Source organism: Oceanobacillus jordanicus (assembly GCF_022095695.1).
In the GTDB taxonomy this organism is placed as follows: domain Bacteria; phylum Bacillota; class Bacilli; order Bacillales; family Amphibacillaceae; genus Oceanobacillus_B; species Oceanobacillus_B jordanicus.
In genome coordinates, this window is the sequence record NZ_JAIFZM010000004.1 from 33,652 (window position 1) to 54,984 (window position 21,333).

22 protein-coding genes and 4 tRNA genes are annotated in these 21,333 nt (G+C 38.2%); 24 read left to right on the forward strand and 2 right to left on the reverse strand.

What is annotated here, in order from left to right:
• The 17 genes from ybeY to K3T81_RS05960 all read left to right on the forward strand — a co-directional run bounded on the left by ybeY (nucleotide 1) and on the right by K3T81_RS05960 (nucleotide 16,654).
• Nucleotides 1-465 carry an rRNA maturation RNase YbeY gene (gene ybeY, locus K3T81_RS05880; protein ID WP_106896961.1) on the forward strand — a complete coding sequence of 155 codons (465 nt, stop codon included), beginning with the start codon at nucleotides 1-3 and terminating at the stop codon, nucleotides 463-465.
• Entirely contained in the window at nucleotides 455-814 is a 360-nt protein-coding gene (locus K3T81_RS05885) for a diacylglycerol kinase family protein (protein ID WP_238018822.1), read from the forward strand. Before ybeY ends, K3T81_RS05885 begins: the two co-directional genes overlap by 11 nt.
• A gap of 293 nt (nucleotides 815-1,107) precedes the next feature.
• Nucleotides 1,108-2,010 (forward strand): GTPase Era, encoded by a 903-nt coding sequence (gene era, locus K3T81_RS05890; protein WP_420830798.1) that lies wholly within the window; start codon nucleotides 1,108-1,110, stop codon nucleotides 2,008-2,010.
• Nucleotides 2,011-2,104: 94 nt separating this feature from the next.
• A complete protein-coding gene (locus K3T81_RS05895; protein WP_081779328.1) occupies nucleotides 2,105-2,248 on the forward strand; it encodes a YqzL family protein in 144 nt (47 codons plus the stop codon).
• A gap of 42 nt (nucleotides 2,249-2,290) precedes the next feature.
• On the forward strand, nucleotides 2,291-3,034 hold the full coding sequence (recO, locus tag K3T81_RS05900) for a DNA repair protein RecO (protein ID WP_238018826.1): 744 nt from the start codon (nucleotides 2,291-2,293) through the stop codon (nucleotides 3,032-3,034).
• 338 nt (nucleotides 3,035-3,372) lie between these two features.
• Nucleotides 3,373-4,251 (forward strand): glycine--tRNA ligase subunit alpha, encoded by an 879-nt coding sequence (gene glyQ / locus K3T81_RS05905; protein WP_238018828.1) that lies wholly within the window; start codon nucleotides 3,373-3,375, stop codon nucleotides 4,249-4,251.
• A complete protein-coding gene (gene glyS, locus K3T81_RS05910) occupies nucleotides 4,252-6,336 on the forward strand; it encodes a glycine--tRNA ligase subunit beta (RefSeq protein WP_238018830.1) in 2,085 nt (694 codons plus the stop codon).
• An 88-nt stretch (nucleotides 6,337-6,424) separates the two neighbouring features.
• The gene (ccpN, locus tag K3T81_RS05915) at nucleotides 6,425-7,054 is read left to right on the forward strand and encodes a transcriptional regulator CcpN (RefSeq protein WP_106896955.1); all 630 of its coding nucleotides are present in this window, start codon (nucleotides 6,425-6,427) and stop codon (nucleotides 7,052-7,054) included.
• 23 nt (nucleotides 7,055-7,077) lie between these two features.
• Nucleotides 7,078-7,881, forward strand: a complete 804-nt coding sequence (locus K3T81_RS05920; RefSeq protein WP_106896954.1) for a pyruvate, water dikinase regulatory protein — start codon at nucleotides 7,078-7,080, stop codon at nucleotides 7,879-7,881.
• Nucleotides 7,882-8,365: 484 nt separating this feature from the next.
• Nucleotides 8,366-10,183 (forward strand): DNA primase, encoded by a 1,818-nt coding sequence (dnaG, locus tag K3T81_RS05925; protein WP_106896953.1) that lies wholly within the window; start codon nucleotides 8,366-8,368, stop codon nucleotides 10,181-10,183.
• 28 nt (nucleotides 10,184-10,211) lie between these two features.
• Complete coding sequence (rpoD, locus tag K3T81_RS05930) at nucleotides 10,212-11,336, forward strand: RNA polymerase sigma factor RpoD (protein ID WP_106896952.1); 1,125 nt, start codon at nucleotides 10,212-10,214, stop codon at nucleotides 11,334-11,336.
• A gap of 98 nt (nucleotides 11,337-11,434) precedes the next feature.
• Nucleotides 11,435-11,965, forward strand: coding sequence for a hypothetical protein (locus K3T81_RS05935; protein ID WP_238018832.1), 531 nt, complete (start codon nucleotides 11,435-11,437; stop codon nucleotides 11,963-11,965).
• Nucleotides 11,966-12,068: 103 nt separating this feature from the next.
• Nucleotides 12,069-12,464, forward strand: coding sequence for a cytochrome c550 (gene cccA, locus K3T81_RS05940; protein ID WP_238018840.1), 396 nt, complete (start codon nucleotides 12,069-12,071; stop codon nucleotides 12,462-12,464).
• A 103-nt stretch (nucleotides 12,465-12,567) separates the two neighbouring features.
• Nucleotides 12,568-13,296, forward strand: coding sequence for a tRNA (adenine(22)-N(1))-methyltransferase (locus tag K3T81_RS05945; RefSeq protein ID WP_161465604.1), 729 nt, complete (start codon nucleotides 12,568-12,570; stop codon nucleotides 13,294-13,296).
• Nucleotides 13,271-14,389, forward strand: coding sequence for a Nif3-like dinuclear metal center hexameric protein (locus tag K3T81_RS05950; protein ID WP_238018842.1), 1,119 nt, complete (start codon nucleotides 13,271-13,273; stop codon nucleotides 14,387-14,389). Before K3T81_RS05945 ends, K3T81_RS05950 begins: the two co-directional genes overlap by 26 nt.
• A gap of 34 nt (nucleotides 14,390-14,423) precedes the next feature.
• Entirely contained in the window at nucleotides 14,424-15,737 is a 1,314-nt protein-coding gene (locus K3T81_RS05955; protein ID WP_238018843.1) for a DEAD/DEAH box helicase, read from the forward strand.
• A gap of 23 nt (nucleotides 15,738-15,760) precedes the next feature.
• Complete coding sequence (locus K3T81_RS05960) at nucleotides 15,761-16,654, forward strand: deoxyribonuclease IV (RefSeq protein ID WP_106896946.1); 894 nt, start codon at nucleotides 15,761-15,763, stop codon at nucleotides 16,652-16,654.
• Between the two features lie 41 nt (nucleotides 16,655-16,695).
• On the opposite strand, the gene K3T81_RS05965 is transcribed toward K3T81_RS05960, so the two are convergent.
• Nucleotides 16,696-16,980, reverse strand: coding sequence for a DUF2624 domain-containing protein (locus K3T81_RS05965; RefSeq protein ID WP_106896945.1), 285 nt, complete (start codon nucleotides 16,978-16,980; stop codon nucleotides 16,696-16,698).
• Nucleotides 16,981-17,142: 162 nt separating this feature from the next.
• Here K3T81_RS05965 and K3T81_RS05970 point away from each other — a divergent pair, with 162 nt between their 5' ends.
• A complete protein-coding gene (locus K3T81_RS05970; protein WP_238018845.1) occupies nucleotides 17,143-17,541 on the forward strand; it encodes a hypothetical protein in 399 nt (132 codons plus the stop codon).
• Nucleotides 17,542-17,640: 99 nt separating this feature from the next.
• Here the strand turns inward: K3T81_RS05970 and K3T81_RS05975 are convergent, their stop codons facing one another.
• Nucleotides 17,641-17,949 (reverse strand): hypothetical protein, encoded by a 309-nt coding sequence (locus K3T81_RS05975; protein ID WP_238018847.1) that lies wholly within the window; start codon nucleotides 17,947-17,949, stop codon nucleotides 17,641-17,643.
• A 74-nt stretch (nucleotides 17,950-18,023) separates the two neighbouring features.
• Between K3T81_RS05975 and K3T81_RS05980 the strand changes: the two genes are divergently transcribed.
• The 6 genes from K3T81_RS05980 (at nucleotide 18,024) to K3T81_RS06005 (ending at nucleotide 21,181) form a co-directional block, all read left to right on the forward strand.
• Nucleotides 18,024-18,650 carry an NfeD family protein gene (locus tag K3T81_RS05980; protein ID WP_106896942.1) on the forward strand — a complete coding sequence of 209 codons (627 nt, stop codon included), beginning with the start codon at nucleotides 18,024-18,026 and terminating at the stop codon, nucleotides 18,648-18,650.
• Nucleotides 18,651-18,880: 230 nt separating this feature from the next.
• Nucleotides 18,881-20,509 carry a Na/Pi cotransporter family protein gene (locus K3T81_RS05985; protein WP_238018849.1) on the forward strand — a complete coding sequence of 543 codons (1,629 nt, stop codon included), beginning with the start codon at nucleotides 18,881-18,883 and terminating at the stop codon, nucleotides 20,507-20,509.
• A 308-nt stretch (nucleotides 20,510-20,817) separates the two neighbouring features.
• Nucleotides 20,818-20,894 (forward strand) — tRNA-Met (locus tag K3T81_RS05990).
• Between the two features lie 16 nt (nucleotides 20,895-20,910).
• Nucleotides 20,911-20,986, forward strand: a tRNA-His gene (locus K3T81_RS05995).
• A gap of 16 nt (nucleotides 20,987-21,002) precedes the next feature.
• Nucleotides 21,003-21,079, forward strand: a tRNA-Ile gene (locus K3T81_RS06000).
• A gap of 9 nt (nucleotides 21,080-21,088) precedes the next feature.
• Nucleotides 21,089-21,181, forward strand: a tRNA-Ser gene (locus K3T81_RS06005).
• Nucleotides 21,182-21,333 lie beyond the last annotated feature (152 nt).

Here is a 21,333-nt window from a genome sequence, read left to right on the forward strand (position 1 = left end):
ATGTATATTGATTTTCATGACAGTACGAATACAGTGAATAGCGACTATATTGATATGCTTCAACAACTTATAACATTTGCAGCAAAAGAGGAAAAAATCTCTACTGAGGCTGAAATGTCGATTAATTTTGTAGATAACGATGAAATTCAAGAGCTGAACAGAAATTATCGACAAAAGGATGTTCCTACAGATGTCATCTCTTTTGCGATGCAGGAAACAGTTGAAGGCGAGTTAAACATCGTTGGCGACGAGATGCCACTTATTCTTGGTGACATCGTCATCTCTGTTGATAAGGCGAAAGAACAAGCTGAGGATTATAATCATTCACTTGAGCGTGAATTAGCATTTCTCACACTTCATGGTTTTCTTCATTTACTAGGATATGACCACATAAGAAAAGAAGACGAAGTGGTTATGTTTAAAAGACAAGAAGAAATCTTGGGTGCATTTGGCATTGAAAGATAATCGAAAGTCCATTGGCTTTAAATATGCCTGGAACGGTATTATAAGTGTGGTGAGGTCGGAAAGGAATTTCCGAATTCACCTGCTTGCAACTGTTCTCGTCATCACGGCTGGGTTGGTCATGCAACTGAGCCAGGTAGAATGGTTATTTATCGTAGTAGCGATAGGTAGCGTTCTAGTAACGGAATGTGTGAACAGCGCAATTGAAAAAATGCTTGACTACCTTAATCCAGAGATTCATCCAAAAGCAAAAGTAGTGAAGGATCTGTCTGCGGGGGCAGTGCTGCTTTGTGCTATTATGGCGACAGTAATAGGACTGATTGTTTTCATCCCTAAAATAGTGGGTATATAAAGTCCCGAGGAGGGGCTTTTTTTCACGTAGGTAATTAAAAATATTTTATCTTGAAGAAAACTCTAATACTCAGTAGCGAAGCAAAATCCGGATTATATTCGCTAAAAGTCGAGTGAACCCCTGATTTTTCTAATTTAAAAAATAATTAAAAGCTTTTCAATAGGAACTGATGAAATAAAATACGTGTAATATTCTTGCAGAAGATAGAAAGTTTTTAAAGGTTTTGTCGATTATATGAAAGTAGCTAGTATTTGTAGTATGATAATAAAAAGAAATCTCGTCTTGGAGGAAACATCATGGAAAATTTCAAATCAGGATTTGTAGCAATCATCGGTAGACCCAATGTAGGGAAATCAACGTTTATGAACAAAGTAATTGGACAAAAAATTGCGATTATGAGCGACAAAGCACAAACCACAAGAAATAAGATTCAAGGGGTACTCACACAGGATGACGCCCAAATTGTCTTTATCGATACCCCAGGGATTCACAAACCAAAGCATCGCCTTGGGGATTTTATGGTCAAGACAGCGGAAAACACACTTAATGAGGTGGATTCCATTTTATTTATGATTAATGCAAAAGAAGGGTATGGAAGAGGAGATCAATATATCCTCGACATGCTACAAAATGTAAATCGACCAGTCTATCTTGTTATAAATAAAATAGATCTGATCCACCCTGATGAACTTTTCCCTCTAATTGAGCAATACAAAGGGAAACTGGAATTTGAAGAAGTCATTCCTATTTCGGCGCTGGAAGGCAATAATGTGACCCACTTATTAGATGTTTTGAAAGGTAATTTGCCTGAAGGTCCTCAGTATTATCCCGAGGATCAAGTGACGGATCACCCTGAGCGTTTTATTATTACGGAATTGATCCGAGAAAAAGTATTGCAATTAACAAGAGAAGAGATACCACATTCCATTGCTGTTGTCATGGAAAACATGGAAGAACGGGATAATAACTCGCTGTTTATTCAAGCGACTATTGTGACAGAAAGAAAGACACAAAAAGGCATTCTAATTGGTAAACAGGGAAGTATGCTGAAAAATATTGGGAAATATGCTAGACAAGATATTGAAGCTTTACTTGGATCAAAAGTTTATCTCGAACTTTGGGTAAAGGTAAAAATAGACTGGAGAAACAAACAAAATCAGCTTCATGAATACGGGTTTAGAAGTGACGAATATTAAACATGGTAAATTTTTATACTAATTGTTTTAGCCCGTGTGGTCATTCTAATTAATGAGTTACATTTTCAAACTAAAAAGAAAGGTGGGGTTTCTTGTGATAGACTTAACCTGGAGAGTTTTTAGTCAAACGGGAAACATTGAAACCTATTTATTAATGAAAGAGTTGGAAAATGAACCAAACAATACGATTACTGGACAGACGGAGCAGGAAGAAACTTCAATGGATTCACAGCTTTAGTAAAAAAACTTGGGCACATTCCGTTAGAAAAGGGGAAGGTCTGTGTTAGAGAAAATAAATGGCTTCGTAATTAAAACGACGGATTATGGTGAAACCAATAAGATAGTCACGATCTTTAGTAAAAAGGTAGGCAAGTTCTCTCTCTTGGCAAAGGGTGCTAAAAAACCTAAAAGCCGAATGGCTGCCGTTACGCAGCCATTCATTTATGGAGAATTTTTCGTTTATCTAAATAGTGGGTTAAGCACCCTGCAGCAGGGAGAGGTTCTTCATTCACTGCGCGCGATACGAGAAGATATAGTAAAGACCTCTTATGCCGCTTATATCTCAGAATTGCTGGATAAATTAATGGACCAAAAAAGTCCGGACATCAATATATATGATGAATTCGAGCGGACTATGCATTGGATTGCGGAAAAAGAAGATTCTATAATTCCCATAATGATGCTGGAAATGAAACTCTTTCAAAAAGGTGGTTTTGCTCCAACCGTTGACCGTTGTGCCAATTGTGGGCAAAAGCAAAGCCCTTATGCTTTTTCCATACAAGAAGGTGGACTTCTCTGTAGACAGTGTCGTTATTTAGATGGCGCTGCAGTAGAGCTTCCAGATTCCGTTACACGGCTTTTGTATGTATTTTCAGCAGTTAATTTAGACCAGGTCGGATCTATTTCGGTAAAAGAGGAAAATAAAAACCTCCTTCGACTGTTGTTGAACAGCTACTATGATGCATATGGGGGTTTTTATTTAAAATCAAGAAAATTCCTCTCTCAGATTGACTTGTTCTCATAAGGGATTCAACTTGACAAGACAGGAGTTAATGTCGTATTATTTTTACATATTTCAATGTGAATAATAGCTACAGTGATAGAGATTAGTACTTATTGTAATCTGTGAACAGCGAATTCGGGATCGTGCAAGCCGGATGACAGTACATAAAGGAATGGCACTCTAGAGTAGCTCCAATAAAGTGGCTCATTCTTGCTTGAGCAAATAGGGTGGAACCGCGGCTAAAACCCGTCCCTATGTCTATTGATTAGACATAGGGACGGGTTTTTTGTACGTTAGGAAAGGAAATTTATAGCCATTAAGCAATGACATGACAATTGATAAAACGGAGGTTTGTGACAATGAATATTCAAGAAATGATTTTGACTTTGCAAAAGCACTGGTCAGACCAAAATTGTATTATCATGCAAGCATATGATGTGGAAAAAGGTGCTGGTACGATGTCACCCATGACATTATTGAGAAGCCTTGGACCTGAACCATGGAATGTCGCATATGTAGAGCCATCAAGACGGCCAGATGATGGCAGATATGGAGAAAACCCGAATCGCCTTTATCAGCACCACCAATTTCAGGTGATCATGAAACCATCACCTGATAATATCCAGGAGCTATATCTAGAATCACTTAAAGAGCTTGGGATTGATCCTTTAAAACATGACATTCGGTTCGTGGAAGATAATTGGGAAAATCCTACATTGGGTGCAGCGGGGCTTGGATGGGAAGTTTGGTTAGATGGAATGGAAATCACACAATTTACTTATTTTCAACAAATTGGTGGTTTAGAAGCGAGTCCGGTTACAGTAGAGCTTACTTATGGCATTGAGCGCCTCGCATCATACATCCAAGATAAAGAAAATGTTTTTGACCTTGAATGGACTAAAGGTGTCACGGTAAAGGATATTTTTTTCCAGCCTGAATACGAGCATTCTGTCTATACGTTTGAGCAGTCGAACACAGATATGCTGTTTCAGTTATTCGAAATGTACGAACAAGAAGCCAAGGTGACGATGGAGAAAGGTTTAGTCTTTCCTTCCTATGATTATGTCCTTAAGTGTTCACACACCTTTAATTTACTTGATGCCAAAGGTGTTATTTCCGTGACAGAAAGAACGGGGTATATTGGAAGGATACGTAATCTTGCTAGAAGCATTGCAAAGGCATATGTAGCGGAACGGGAAAGACTTGGTTTCCCTATGCTTCAAAAGGAGGAGAAGTAAATGGCAAAGGATATCTTACTTGAAATCGGACTAGAAGAACTACCTGCCAGATTTGTCGATGATGCAGAAACCCAACTAAAAGAGAAGGCCGCCAGTTGGTTTAAAGAACAACGGATCGCTTTTAATTCTATTAAGAGCTATTCTACTCCTAGAAGGCTTGCAATCCACATTACAGGTGTAGCTGAAGAGCAGGAAACGATCGAAGAAGAAGCAAAAGGACCTGCTGAGAAAATTGCCAAAGATGAGAGTGGTAATTGGTCTAAGGCAGCTATAGGCTTTACTAAAGGACAGGGGAAAGATGTCTCCGATATTTATATCAAAGAAATAAAAGGAACAAACTATATTTATGTCTCAAAAGTTATTAAAGGAAAGCCAACATATGAGCTACTTCCGGCATTTCAATCCATTATTGAGTCCATCCAATTTGGTAAAAACATGCGTTGGGGAACGCAATCATTACGTTATGCAAGGCCGATTAGATGGATTGCTGCTTTATTTGGCAGTGAGGTCATTCCATTTGAAGTAGCAAGCGTGGTTACGAGTAATGTCACATACGGCCACCGCTTTCTAGGAGATAAAATCACACTAACAAATCCAGAAGAGTATAAGGGAAAACTAGAAGAGAGTTATGTGATTGTTGATTCACGTGCAAGGGAGAAGATGATTCTAGATGAAATAGAGTCAGCTGAAGAGGAGAATGGTTATCAAATACCAGTCGATAAAGAATTACTGGCAGAGGTTCGAAACCTTGTTGAGTACCCAACACTATTTATTGGTTCTTTTGAAGAACAGTATTTAAAGCTTCCTTCTGAAGTACTCATCACATCTATGAAGGAACACCAACGATACTTTCCGGTTAAATCAATGGAAGGGGAACTACTGCCTCATTTCGTAGGAGTACGGAATGGTGATTCAAACGGCTTAGAGACTGTAATAAAAGGAAATGAGAAAGTGCTGCGTGCTCGTTTATCCGATGCAGCTTTCTTCTACAATGAAGACAAAAAGCATTCCATAGACTTTTTCCAAGAAAAATTAGGTAAGGTTGTTTTCCAGGAGAAACTTGGCACAATAGGTGATAAAACAAAACGTATTATCGGAATCACAGGTGAATTAGCCAAACAGCTAGACAGCAACGAAGAAATTACAAAGCAAGCATTAAGAGCTGCAGAAATCTGCAAATTTGACCTTATGACGAACATGGTAAATGAATTTACCAAGCTTCAAGGGATTATCGGCGAAAAATATGCCCTCCACTTTGGAGAAATAGATCAGGTTGCCAGTGCAATAAAAGAACATTACTTGCCTGTCCAAGCAAATGGTACACTACCTGATAGTGAGATTGGCGCAATGGTTAGTGTAGCAGATAAATTAGATACCATAGTTGGTTGTATTGCAATAGGGCTTACGCCAACAGGCTCACAGGACCCATATGGACTAAGGCGTCAAGCTCTTGGTGTAATGCGTATTCTTGAAGCAAGAGGATGGAATATTACGCTTGAGGAAATGCTGACTATCACTGTACAGCTACTAAAGGAATCCGGTATACAGATAAAAGAAGAAACCAATGTGCAGAAAGAACTACATTCTTTCTTTACTGCTCGCGCCAGCTTTATCTTGAAAGAAGTAGGAGTCGAACAAGATATAACACAGGCTGTATTGCATGAGGAAATTGGCAATGTGTCTTACACTATTTCAAAAGCACAAGCATTGTCTGCAGTTAGAAATGATGAAGCGTTCAAGCCAGTACAAGAGGCGCTTGTCCGACTCTTGAATCTCACCAAGGAAGAAAAGCACGGTAATGTGGATACAAGTTTATTTGAAACAGATTCTGAAAAAGAATTGTATCAGAACTTCCAATTAGTACAAGAGAAATATCAAGATAAAAAAGATGGGAAAGAGGCAAAAGATGCATTAGACGTTCTTTCTACCCTTTCTGAATCTATCCATGAATTCTTTGAACATAACATGGTTATGGCCGATGATGAAGATATCCGTGCTAACCGCTTAGCACTTGTTCAGCAAATCGCAATGCTGATTAGAGATTACGCTGATCTTGCAAATATCGAATGGAAGCAGCATTTCTAGTAACATTTGTTGCTATATTTTCCTTTTCCTTGTGTATAAGCTATAATATGATGCAAGTATGCAATATTGATCGCCAGGTGGTGGCTTGATGGAATTATCGAAAAGACAAGAACGAATTATAGAGATTGTAAAAGAAGCTGGGCCGATAACTGGTGAAAACATCGCGGAAAAATTAAGTCTCACGCGTGCAACTTTAAGACCAGATCTGGCCATCCTGACGATGGCCGGTTTTCTTGATGCTAGACCGCGAGTGGGTTATTTTTTCACAGGGAAGACAGGATCGGAGTTACTTACAGAACAAATCAAAAAATTTAAGGTTCAGCAGTACCAGCATGTTCCGATTGTGGTAAAAGAAAGTGTGTCTGTGTATGACGCTATATCAACCATGTTTCTTGAAGATGTGGGGACATTGTTTGTCGTTGACGATCATTCCTGTTTAACTGGTGTCTTATCTCGTAAGGATTTATTACGGGCAAGCATTGGCCAGCAGGACTTAAACAGCGTGCCAGTACATATTATAATGACCAGGATGCCGAATATAACGATCTGCAGAAGAGAAGATTTATTAATTGATGTTGCGATGAAGCTGATAAATAAGCAAATAGATGGAATTCCTGTAGTACGAGACACAGAGGCAGGCCTTGAAGTCATTGGCCGAATTACTAAGACTACTATTACCAAGGTGTTTGTCGAGCTGATTACAAATGACCAAGTTTAATTTATAATGAAGGGGGCACATGAATGACATTGACACCGGTTGTATACGTTATTTCTGACTCTGTCGGAGAAACCGCTGAACTTGTAATCAAAGCGGGGCTTAGTCAGTTTAATAATGGAGAGTATAAAATACATCGGATCCCTTATGTAGAGGATACTGGTACGATTGATGAAGTAATGCAACTAACGATAGAGAATAAAGGAATGATTGGATTTACTCTAGTTGATCCGGTTTTAAGAAAGTACCTAAACGATCGGGCTATAGAAATGAATATTGAAGCAATAGATATCATGGGTCCTATGCTTGCTTCTATGGAACGTGTTTTTGATAACTTGCCGAGGATGGAAGCAGGGCTGGTTCATAAACTCGATGAAGATTACTTTAAGAGAGTTGAAGCTATTGAATTCGCTGTTAAGTATGATGATGGCCGCGACGCAAGAGGAATTGCACGTGCTGATATCGTATTGATCGGTGTTTCAAGAACATCAAAAACACCATTGTCCCAATTCCTTGCACATAAACGGTTAAAGGTAGCCAATGTTCCTATTGTTCCAGAGGTTGATCCACCAGAAGAACTTTTTGAGGTGCATCCTGATAAATGTATCGGGCTGCGGATTAGCCCAGACAAATTGAATGAAATAAGAAAAGAGCGATTAAAGGCGCTCGGACTTGGTGGGCAGGCTACATATGCCAATATAGAAAGGATACATCAGGAGCTTCGTTATTTTGATGATGTTGTCAATCGAATTGGCTGTAAAGTAATTGATGTTTCGAATAAGGCTGTCGAAGAGACAGCGAATAATATATTACAATTAATTCAGGACTAGGGAGATAACAATTTAACATTCTATTCATTAAATAGAATGTTTTTTGTTACGACTTATTTATCAAATTAATGTGCTAAATTCTGGCGTTTTTGGTTAAAGTGTATTATAATCGTAATTTGTGTAAAGATATATATAGAAACAATCGTTCTATTTATATGACTGTTGCATATTCTGAAAAGTAAAACATTCAATTAAAAGAAGGATTCTTTATGGAATATGTAGAAATAGTGTAAAGCAAGTAACTATTTAGTTCGTATTAATTCGTTTAACCTTGTTTAGGATAGTCATTATTACGGAGCTTCATACCTGTATTTGATGGAGTAAGTAAAATAACAAAATAATTGCATGTGTTATTTGCAACTAATCCTTCTAAGAAATACTTCGCGAATGAAGGAATTTTTTCTCCGTAAAGAAAAAATATTGTCGAATAATGAAGGATTTTCTTTCTTATGTGACGAATAGTAATGATAGTATGGTGATGTCAATGGCAAATCAAATTCCCGAAACAGTAATCGAAGAAATTCGACAAGCTAACGATATTGTGGATGTTATCGGGGACTATGTCCAATTGAAAAAACAAGGTCGGAATTATTTTGGACTTTGTCCGTTTCATGGAGAAAAATCTCCTTCCTTCTCCGTAACACAGGAAAAACAAATATTTCACTGTTTTGGTTGTGGTAAGGGAGGCAATGTTGTAACCTTCCTAATGGAAATGGAAAGTTATTCTTTCTATGAAGCACTACAATTTTTAGCGGATCGGTCTGGCAAGGAATTACCTGACACGGAGATTAAAAAAGAATCCTCCTTATCACAGGAAAGCCAGAGCGTTCTGTCTGCTTATGAATGGGTTACAAAACTTTACCATCACTTATTACGATATGCGAAAGATGGCAAAGAGGGATACCACTATTTACAAGCTAGAGGGTTAGCTGAAGAGGCAATTGATGCATTTCAGTTAGGTTTTGCACCAAATGCAAAGGATTTTACTGCTGAATTCCTAGAGAAAAAGGGGTTTCATAGACAAATCCTAGTCAAAGCAGGTTTAGTTTCGCTTCTGAATGATAATAGTGTAAGTGACCGGTTTCGGGGCAGGGTGATCTTTCCAATCCGAAATCACTTGGGGAAAACAGTTGCATTTGGCGGGCGAGCTCTAGGGGATGATCAAGAGCCGAAGTACTTAAATAGCCCAGAGAGTGATTTGTTCCAAAAAGGTAAGCTACTGTTTAACTTCGATTTAGCTAGGAAGTACATTCGCAAAGAAGGCGAAGCAGTTTTGTTTGAGGGATATATGGACGTTATATCCGCCTACCAGGCCGATGTCAGAAATGTAGTTGCTACAATGGGAACATCGCTGACGGAATATCAAGCGAAATTGTTAAAACGTTATGTGAACACGGTTATTATTTGCTATGACGGAGATAATGCTGGTGTCGAAGCAACGAGCAAAGCCGCCGATTTATTGCGCACTGTTGGTTGTGAAGTGAAAATAGCAAGATTAAAGGATGGACTTGATCCAGACAGCTTTATTCAGAAATACGGCAAAGAGGCCTTCCAGAATGAAGTGATAAAAGCAAGTGAGACCTTTATCGCGTTTTATATGCGATATCACCGTCAAGCGTATAATTTAAACCTTGAAGGTGACCGTATTAAGTATATTGAAAAAATGCTTGAGCAGCTTGCGATGATTGATAGTCCAGTGGAACGGGAATATTACTTAAAAGAGTTAAGTAAGGAATTTGACATATCACTGGATACTTTAGCTGGTGAGTTACAGACATACCAAAGCAGAAACGGCAAAGTGAAGGATAAGAGCGAAAAGAACAGATATACTAATAATGGTACAGCATCTGTTCGAAACAAAAAATTACTACCTGCTTTTCAAAATGCTGAAAAAAAACTCATTTGCTATATGTTACAGGATGCATCCATTGCTGAAAATGTTCGTGAAGAACTTGGCGCGGCATTTAATGTGGATGAGCACAAAATTATTGCTACCCATTTATATGCTTTTTATGAAGACGGTCATTCAGCCGACGTAAGTTTATTCATTGAACGGCTAACTGATCAAAAATTAAAGCAGATGGTGATTGAAATCGCAATGGCCCCTGTTTTTGAAGATATCAGTGATAAAGAGATCAACGATTATATTAGAGTGATTCGTACCCAAGCAAATGATGTAACGGACATTCAATCGTTAAAAAACCAACAAGTAATGGCTGAGAGGCAGAATGATCCATTAAAAGCAGCTCAGATTGCTAAACAAATTATGGAAATACGAAAACAGTTAAAGAATACGAATTAATTTAACGTATCTGGAAGGAGGGGGACTCATGGCCGAAAACAAGCCTTCAGAAACCAAAGAAAATAATGAGCCTGAACTAACCATTGAACAAGCAAAAGATCAATTACTTGAGATGGGGAAAAAGCGCGGTGTGCTGGCATATGAGGAAATAGCTGATCGCCTATCTAATTTTGTAATCGAATCTGATCAAATGGATGAATTTTATGAGTACCTTGGAGAACAGGGTGTCGAGATAATTGGTGAATCAGAAGAAGATCCGAATATGCAGCAAATCGCGAAGGAAGAAGAATTTAACCTTAACGATCTGAGTGTCCCGCTAGGAATCAAAATTAATGATCCTGTTCGTATGTACTTAAAGGAAATTGGACGAGTGGATCTATTGTCTGCTGCGGAAGAGATTGATCTTGCAACAAGAATTGAAAAAGATGATGACGAAGCAAAGAGACGACTTGCTGAAGCAAACCTTCGTCTAGTTGTAAGTATTGCTAAACGTTATGTTGGACGAGGTATGCTTTTTCTCGATTTGATCCAAGAAGGAAACATGGGTCTGATGAAAGCTGTTGAGAAATTTGACTACCGAAAAGGGTTCAAATTTAGTACGTATGCAACTTGGTGGATCCGCCAAGCTATTACGCGTGCAATTGCCGACCAAGCCAGAACCATCCGTATTCCGGTTCATATGGTCGAAACCATTAACAAGCTTATCCGGGTACAACGTCAATTACTACAGGACTTAGGTAGGGAGCCTACACCAGAAGAAATTGGTGAAGAAATGGAACTCTCGCCAGACAAAGTTCGTGATATCTTAAAAATTGCACAAGAGCCTGTATCATTAGAAACACCAATCGGTGAAGAAGATGATTCACATCTTGGCGACTTTATAGAAGATCAGGAAGCAGTGTCACCATCTGATCATGCTGCCTATGAATTATTAAAAGAGCAGCTTGAAGACGTACTTGACACACTAACAGATCGTGAAGAGAACGTATTACGTCTACGTTTTGGACTTGACGACGGACGAACTAGAACGCTTGAGGAAGTTGGAAAAGTCTTTGGAGTGACACGTGAGAGAATCCGTCAGATCGAAGCTAAAGCTCTTAGAAAGTTAAGACATCCTAGCCGAAGCAAACGATTAAAGGATTTCCTTGATTAAATAGTGGTACGGTCATTGTACATGTTGCATGTTCAATGGCCCCTTCTATTACTATAAGGAAAACGCTCTATTAGCATTCTTTTATAGGAGTGTGAGGGATGTCAGAGGATAGAATTGCTACAATTGTGAGAGAGATTAACTACTGGAAAGAACACCACCTGCTTCCTGATACATACTGTGATTTCCTACTTGCATTATATACCAATGGAGAAGGTGTTACAGAGACGGACAATAACGCTAAAAAACGACCTAAGAATAGCTTGCAAATAATTTTAGTGTCTATTTTGTTACCGTTCTCATTCTATGTAATTTATTTTACTCAAGTAGAACTGTTTTTGCAACTTGGTATGCTACTCCTTTTTCTATGCTATAGTGGCTGGACGTATGCCTCTATGAAAAACAGGTATAATGCGCTCTATCACACAGGTTTAATTACAAGCTTATTTCTTATATTCTTAATAACGTTGACGCTTGGGAAGTTATTTCACTTCCACGATATTTATACTAGTTTGTTTTTTGTAGTGAATTTCTGTTCTTGGATCTTGATAGGAAGACGTCAACGGCTTAAATATTTAGTTTTTACTGGTATAGTTGCTCTATTATTTACTTGCCTTTACATTATTTTGTGAATTTTAATAGGTAAACTCTTTAAACAATTTGGTTTTTCGAGTAAAATATAAATAGTCTTTTCTAGCTAAATAGAACATGGGGATTACATAAGGAGGAAACGCAATGAGAAGAAACCCAGTTGTCCCATATGCATTAATAGCTCTATTGGGAATACTTGCAGTAATTGTTATATCTGTTATTGGTTTGGACCAACGTGAACAAATTCACCAGGCTGAAGAAGGAGAACAAACCGAAGAAGGCGGGGAGTCTTCTGAGGGAGAGTCTAGTGAAGGGGAAACATCTGACGACCCAGAAGCAATCTTTAAATCTAATTGTTCAAGCTGCCACGGTGCTGACCTATCCGGTGGGGTAGGACCGGATTTAACTCAGGTAGGAAGCAAATTGTCAGAAGAAGAAATACATGATGTTATTATTAATGGTCGCGGTTCTATGCCAGCAGGAATGGCAACAGAACAAGAAGCGGAAGTCTTGGCTGCTTGGCTTGCCGAGAAAAAGTAGTTTTAACGATATGAAATCCAGATAGTTAAGCTTTCTGCCAATTACGACAGAAAGCTTTTCTTATTACCTAGAAATTACGATATAATAGAAAGTTGAGATAGTTATGTCATCTAATATTAATTTATCTGAAAGATTAAAGAAAGTAGCTTCTCTATTACCAAAAGAAGCGTTTTTTGCAGACATCGGTTCGGACCATGCCTATTTACCATGCTATGTGTGCCTTCAGGATCATTCTTCTCAAGCGATTGCTGGAGAAGTAAATGTAGGTCCCTATGAGAGTGCAGTAAAAACAGTAAAGCAATTTAATATGAATGATCGTATAGAAGTACGGTTGGGAAATGGATTGGCAGTACTTGAAAAAGAGGAAGTAGACCAATTAGTTATAGCAGGGATGGGCGGTTCGCTTATTCGTAGTATATTGGAAGACGGTAGAGACAAGCTTGATTCGGTTAAGCAAATCATCGCGCAGCCAAATATAGATGCTAGAAGTGTAAGAAAATGGTTTCTAGATAATGATTACATAATTGAAAATGAAGGTATTCTAGAAGAGAATGGTCATATATACGAGATATTATCCGCCAAACGAGACGATACGTCTTCACCTTACCAGGATGAGCTACTTGAAAGACAGCTGCTCTTTGGGCCGTATTTGATGAAGGACCGGAACGTAGTGTTTTATAAAAAATGGCGTCACGAGTATGAGAAGCTACAACGCGTTCTTTTGCAAATGGAGCGAGCAAAAGTGAAAGACGAGGTTAAAATAAAACAATTTACTCAAGAGTTAAAATGGATGGAGGAGATAATCAATGACAAAAACAAAGATCACGAATAAAAATGTTTTTACTGCGATGGAAAGACTTGCTCCAAAATCACTAGCTTACGATTGGGATAATGTCGGTTTGCAAGTTGGCTCTTTTAGTACGCCTGTTAAAAAGATTATGGTAACATTAGATGTATTGGAAGAGGTAGTGGACGAAGCTATTGCAAAAAATGTGAACTTAATCATTGCTCACCATCCATTGCTGTTTAAACCAGTCAAACAGCTCAGTACAGATACACCACAGGGGCGTGTACTACACAAGCTATTACAATATAATATAACCGTTTATGCTGCACATACAAACTTGGATATTGCTGAAGGTGGAGTGAATGATGTACTTTGTGAGAAACTAAAAATAAAAAACACAGAGGTTCTTATAAAAGAGAGGACAGAAACACTTTATAAATTAGTAGTTTATGTACCTCAAACACATCAAAAAGTATTACGTGAGGCAATAGGAAAAGCAGGAGCAGGTCATATCGGAAATTACAGCCATTGCACCTTTCAAACTATGGGGGAAGGGACATTTAAACCATTAGAAGGGACAAACCCTTATATTGGATCTCAAGATAAAATGGAATTTGTTCCTGAGGTGAAAATAGAAACTATTGTTCAAGAAAGTCTGCTAAATAAGGTTCTTGCTGCCACAATTGCCGCACACCCATATGAAGAGGTGGCCTATGATATCTTTCGACTGGAGAATGAAGGAAAGAAATATGGCCTTGGCAGAGTCGGTACATTAGAAGAAGAACTAACTTTACAAGAATTCAGTTCACTAGTTAAGAAGCAATTAGACATATCTGGGGTACGCGTTACAGGCGACCTTGACCGCCCGGTAAAAAAAGTTGCTGTTATAGGCGGAAGTGGAGAAAAATATATACGCGCTGCACGCAATGCAGGAGCTGATACTTTTATTACGGGTGACATGACCTTCCACACTGCTCAGGATGCTTGGCAAACAGGCCTTGCTATTATTGACCCAGGTCATTACGCGGAAAAAGTAATGAAAGAAGCTGTTGTTCAATACTTGGAAAATGAATTTAGTGAAAATGGTGTTGAGCTATTGGCATCTACTACCAACACTGATCCTTTCACGTTTATTTAAAATAAAAATATGTATAAAAAGGAGTTCTATTTGAATGGAACAAAACAACTTTAGTGAATTTTCTTTTCACCCAATCATGCAGAATGTTATAGAGCGATTGGGTTTCAAGGAACCGACAGAAATACAGAAAAAGGCTATACCATCGATTTTAAAAGGGACCAGTGTAATTGGACAATCTCGTACTGGTTCTGGTAAAACCCATGCTTTTCTACTGCCCATGTTTAATCAGATTGACACGAACAAGAAAGAAGTACAATTTGTCATTACTGCTCCCACTAGAGAGCTGGCAACACAGCTTTATGATGAAGTGAAGCGTATTATCCATTATGCGGATAGGGAAAAGCAATGGGTTGCGAAATTACTAATTGGCGGAACAGATAAACAGAAAATGGCAGAAAAATTAAAACAGCCACCGCATATTATTGTTGGAACGCCTGGTAGAATTCTTGATTTAGTGAAAGATGAAGCAGTTTCCATTTATTCAGCAAAATCCTTTGTCGTGGATGAAGCAGATTTAATGTTGGATATGGGCTTTATTACGGATGTCGATCAACTTTTGGTACGGTCAGCAAAAGATATCCAACTTTTAGTATTTTCAGCGACTATTCCCCAGCGTCTACAGCATTTCTTTAGAAAATATTTAGAGAATCCGTTATATATAAAAATTAAAGATCATTTTTCACCCGAAACAATGGAGCATCAACTAATTGCCCTAAAACACCGTGATGAAGCACAACTTCTTTTTGAAATTTCCAAAACAATTCAACCCTATTTAGCCATTATTTTTACAAATGGAAAAGAAAAAGCGAACCAGTTGGCAGAGTCGTTACAACAAAAAGGGTTAAAAGTTGGTCTTATTCATGGTGGATTAGCACCCAGAGAGCGTAAAAGGGTGCTTAAAGAGATCCAAAGTCTTCGCTATCAATACATCGTTGCAACAGATTTAGCATCACGAGGAATTGATATAAAGGGTGTCAGCCATGTGATAAATGCTCAGCTTCCAAAAGAAGAGGATTTTTATATTCATCGCGTTGGTCGAACTGCTAGAGCAGGTATGGAAGGCACGGCGATTAGTATTTACCAGGATGATGATATAAAGCTAATTCAAAAGCTAGAGCAAAAAGGGCTTACTTTCACTTATACAGATCTCCGTAAAGGGGAGTGGACGGAAGCAAAACCTTGGAATCAACGTAAACTTCGAACGAATACAACAACAGATGTGGAACAAGAAGCCTGGAAACGTGTTAAAAAGGCTAAAAAAGTAAAGCCAGGGTATAAAAAGAAAATGAAATATCAACAGACCAAGATAAAAAGAGAGATGACACGTAAAAATAAATTTAAAAAATAAAATAACGTGGAGAGGTGCTTAAGTTGTTGAAGATAGGATCACATGTTTCAATGAACGGAAAGAAAATGTTATTAGGATCAAGTGAGCAAGCAGTTTCATATGGGGAAAACACGTTTATGATATATACAGGAGCCCCACAGAATACAAGAAGAAAGCCTATAGAAGAATTAAATATTTCAGAAGGGCTCGAACATATGAAGCAACACGGAATACAAGACATTGTAGTTCATGCTCCATATATTATAAATATTGGTAACACAACAAAGCCACAAACCTTTGATTTAGGTGTTAACTTTCTGCGTAGCGAAATTGATAGGACAGCAGCACTCGGTGCAAAACAAATTGTATTGCATCCCGGCGCCCACGTAGGTGCAGGGCCTGAAGAGGCAATCAAGAAAATTGTCGAAGGCTTAAATGAAGTATTAGAAAAAGAAAAAGATGTACAAATTGCGTTGGAAACGATGGCTGGCAAAGGGTCTGAGATTGGACGGACCTTTGATGAAATTGCCAAAATAATTGATGGTGTCACCCATAATGAAAAGCTGTCTGTATGTATGGACACTTGCCATATCCACGATGCTGGATATGACATTGTAAATGATTTTGATAGTGTATTAAATGAATTCGATAAAATTATCGGAGTCGATCGCATTAAAGTTGTCCATGTAAATGATAGTAAAAACGAAAGAGGGGCACATAAAGACAGGCATGAGAACATTGGCTTTGGCCATATTGGGTTTACGGCTTTACATAAAGTCATACACCATCCACAATTAGAAGCATTACCAAAGATTTTAGAAACACCTTTTGTTGGTGAAGATAAAAAAGATAAAAAAGCGCCATATAAACATGAGATTGACATGATCAAGTCCGGCGAATTTAATGATAATCTAAAAGAAGAAATAATGGGAAACTAACGTAAAAGGCAGGAACGCTTATAGCAGCTTCCTGCCTTTTATTATTCGAATAAATGTTCAAGTCCATAGGAAGTAATTAGTTCTGTAAAAAGCTTGTGTGCCTTTTTTGCCGTAGAAACATCCGTTCTCTTAGCTAATTCTTGGACCATTGTATTGCGACCTTTCTCTGTAAAGGGGTCTACATTATGTGACTTTAAGTACTGAGCTATAGAATTGGCTTCTTCTCTTGTGATCGTGAAACCATATTGTTTTGCGTATTTCAATAGTTCCTCGGGTGGGAGTTGCTTTAATTTAGAAGTTATCATTTGCTTTATGAAAAAAGACATGTTGTTCCTCCTTTAGTTTTTGTTTTACTTCGTAGCTTATGCTCCGATTGCAGAAATCGTTAACAAAAAGAAACGCCTCTCCAAAAAATACCATAGGTAATTCAGTTATAAATACATAGACTAAGACTGCACCTCAAGTAAATAAAGGAGGTTTCCTTTAATATGGATGAGTTCAAATCATATCAAGATAAGAACCAAGTTGAGCAAGCGCCAAATCATGGTGAAAACCGTAAGAATGAAGATTATGTTGGGATAGAACCAGATAGCACCAGAGACGAAGAGTACGCTGCTGAATTAACCGCAGATGACTATAATGCCTCTTTAATGGAAGATGCTAATACAACCTCTGAGACGGAATCTGATGTGAATTACACATATGGATGGATTGCAATTGCGCTCTCAGTTATTTCATTTTTTGTATGGCCTGTTATTATGGGAGCTGCGGGAATTATTTTCGGATTTGTCTCCAGGAGCAAAGGTGCAGACACGCTGGGCAATATAGCAATAGCTGCAGGAACTATTTCAATCGCCATTACGTTATTTGTACTGCCATTTATTTAAATAACTGTATGGTAAAAAGGGCTGAGGGTATCAGCCCTTTTTTTCTTGTCATAAAATCTTTGTAGATATACTGTTTTAATATGTGGATGAGTTTCGTACTCATTCATAAACAGGAAAATAGTAGTAACGGTCTACTTGTAAGTGAAATGGATCAGCTTCCGCATTAAGTACTTGAAAATCTTTTATAAAATTATCGACACTTACTTTGGTTAAAGTAGGGTTAATTTTCTCGATTATAGAAAGAACTGTTTCACCTTGCTGTACTTTTAATTGTTTCGCGGTATAATTTGTATTAGTCTCATTATTTTCTGGAGTCGTAGGCAAACTTCCTTTTGTTAAATCTGTATAGACAGCTGCAATGAGGAATACACATAATAAAAAAAGTGTACATCTTTTTAAAAATGACATACATTTTGCCCCCTTTTTTTGAAACTTAACCGCTCTGTCAAACGTACCATTAGATGTAGGGAGGAGGATTTCTCTTGGATATATTAAATTTAGAATGGATTGCACTTGTTATTACTGGTTTTGGTACTTTGTTTCTAATTGGTGAAGTACTCGTTAATATGCGTGGTTTTTTTGCATTATTGGGAATTGGATTTATTACAGTATATTTTGGTGCTTATGTTGAGACAGGTTCTGTTATTCTTATGCTTATTATCTACTTTATAGGATTATTACTTATCATCATTGATGGTAAACTCCTGAACGATGGCACGCTTGCCACCATCGGACTTGCAGCTATGTTAACAGCAGTGGCTTTACCTGCACCTAATTTGACAGCCGGTCTTTATGCTGTATTAGGCGTGTTGCTAGGGACCGGTGCATCATTTCTATTTTTAAAAGTATTTAAACGTAGGGATATGTGGAATAAGTTAACATTAAAGGATCAGCTTTCAACGGAAGCGGGCTATAATTCGATAAATGAAACTTATGCCACACTTGTTGATCAGGAAGGTGTAACACTGACTGATTTAAGGCCTGTAGGGACAATTAGGGTTAACAATAGGGACTATAGTGCAGTATCAAATGGACAATGGATAACAAAAGGGACTTCAATACGAGTAGCGATGGTTGATGGAACAAAAATTTTAGTTGAAAAACAATAATAGTTACTAATAAAATCTTTTATGGACCAATCGGTTTGTAAAAGATTTTTTATTTGCCTATTGGTTGCATTTTAACAACAGGAGTAGGGAACTAAATAAAAGGGAAGCGATAAACGGTTTGTAAATTTAATGTTAAATTTGTACGTAAATCCTTTACAAAGTATTTAAATTTATTAATAATAGTCTAAGTGTGCGACAAATTTCTACATGAATGAAGGGTGGTAAAGGGATTGGAATTAGATCTGCAAACACTGTTATTTGAATTTATCGGGGGATTAGGGATCTTTCTTCTTGGTATAAAATACATGGGAGAAGGACTTCAAAAATCGGCAGGAGATCGGTTAAGAAACATTCTTGATAAATTTACAAGCAATCCTTTTATGGGAGTTTTAGCTGGAATTATTGTAACTATCCTGATTCAAAGTAGTTCAGGTACAACCGTTTTGACGGTTGGTCTAGTAAATGCAGGTTTTATGACATTCAGACAAGCAATTGGTGTAATAATGGGAGCGAACATCGGGACAACCGTAACCGCGTTTATTATTGGGGTTGACCTGGGGGAATATGCGCTGCCAATTATTGCAGTGGGCTGTTTCTTACTGTTTTTCTTTAAAAACACACTGGTTAACGCCTTTGGACAAACTATATTTGGTTTTGGTGCCTTATTCTTTGGCTTGGAGCTAATGAGCAGTGGTATGTCACCATTAAGAGAACTGGAATCCTTTCAGCAGTTGACTTTAAATATGAGTGATAGTCCAATACTAGGAGTGGTGATTGGAACAGTATTTACCTTAATTGTGCAAAGTTCCAGTGCCACTATTGGGATTCTTCAAGGTCTATTTTCAGAAGGTGCCATTGAGCTTAAAGCAGCTATACCTGTGCTTTTTGGGGACAACCTTGGTACAACGATAACAGCGGTCCTTGCGTCTATTGGTGCATCGGTTGCAGCAAAGCGTGCTGCATACACGCATGTTATCTTTAATTTGGTTGGTGCCACCATATTTATTGTCTTTCTTGGAGTCTTCACCCAGGTAATTACTTATCTGCAAGGACAATTTGACTTGAATGCGGAAATGACAATAGCATTTGCTCATGGTACTTTTAACGTAACAAATACGATTATCCAATTTCCATTTATCGGTGCCTTAGCATGGCTTGTAACAAAAATAATTCCTGGAGAGGATACGATAGTTGAATATAAACCAAAGCATCTAGACCCAATTTTTATTCAGCAATCATCCACCCTGGCATTGGATCAAGCAAAAGCCGAAGTTATCCGAATGGGGGAATATGCATATCAAGGACTGGAAGAGACAAATCTCTATTTAAACAATCATTCCCAAAAACATTCAGATATGGCTATGCAGGTAGAGGGTGCTCTAAATAATCTCGACCGCAAGATTACCGAGTATTTAGTGAGTATTTCTGCAGGCTCTCTAACAGAGCTAGAGAGTAACAAGCATACTGCCCTCATGGACTCTGTACGCGATATTGAACGTATTGGAGATCATTTTGAAAACATTATAGAGCTTATCGACTATAAGATTTCCAATAAAGTAAACCTTACTGATAAAGCGAATGAAGATCTTAACGAAATGTTTGAGCTGACTATCGCTACGGTGAAGCAGGCTATACGTTCTCTTGAAAAAACAGATCGTGAAGAAGCTCTAGCAGTTGTACAAAAAGAAGATGAAATTGATAAGATGGAGCGGAAGTTTAGGAAAAAACATATCATTCGAATGAACGAAGGGTTATGTAGTGGTTCCGCAGGGATCGTTTTCGTAGACATTATCAGCAATCTTGAACGAATAGGGGATCATGCCGTTAATATTGCGGAAGAAGTGTTAGGAGAAGAGTAAATGAAGGAGAGTCTATTTAGACTCTTCTTTTCTATTTTAAAAGGCTTCAAAAAATGTTCAATGTTCAAAATAAAACAAAAAACAATTTTGTTATTGAATTTGAGTTAGGAAAGTGATATATTATATATTGTCGTTTCCGAGGACAAACTACATAGATTGCAAAAAGAAAAAAACTTTTTTAAAAAATGATTGACAGTTTTTGTCGAACGTGGTAAATTATATCTTGTCGCCGAAACAACGCGTAACAAAAAAGACAAGGTAATTAGGTTACATTGTATCCTAGCAGTCACTACTAACAAGATAAACATGGCGGTGTAGCTCAGCTGGCGAGAGCGTACGGTTCATACCCGTGAGGTCGGGGGTTCGATCCCCTCCGCCGCCACCAATTTCATAAATTTATGGCGGTCGTGGCGAAGTGGTTAACGCACCGGATTGTGGCTCCGGCATTCGTGGGTTCAATCCCCACCGGTCGCCCCATAAATATAAAAGCAAAGGACCCTTAGCTCAGTTGGTTAGAGCTATCGGCTCATAACCGATCGGTCGCAGGTTCGAGTCCTGCAGGGTCCACCATAAAAACTCGGAGGTATACCCAAGTCTGGCTGAAGGGATCGGTCTTGAAAACCGACAGGCGGGTCAAACCGCGCGGGGGTTCGAATCCCTCTACCTCCTCCATACATACTTTGGATAAAAACTTCTTAAGAAGGAAGAAAACAATTTAATATCCTAAATGGCTCGGTAGCTCAGTCGGTAGAGCAAGCCGTAACTTCATCGAAATACTACTATGTGCAGGCTTGCGAGGAGTGCGACTCCTTGGTTTAGCATGC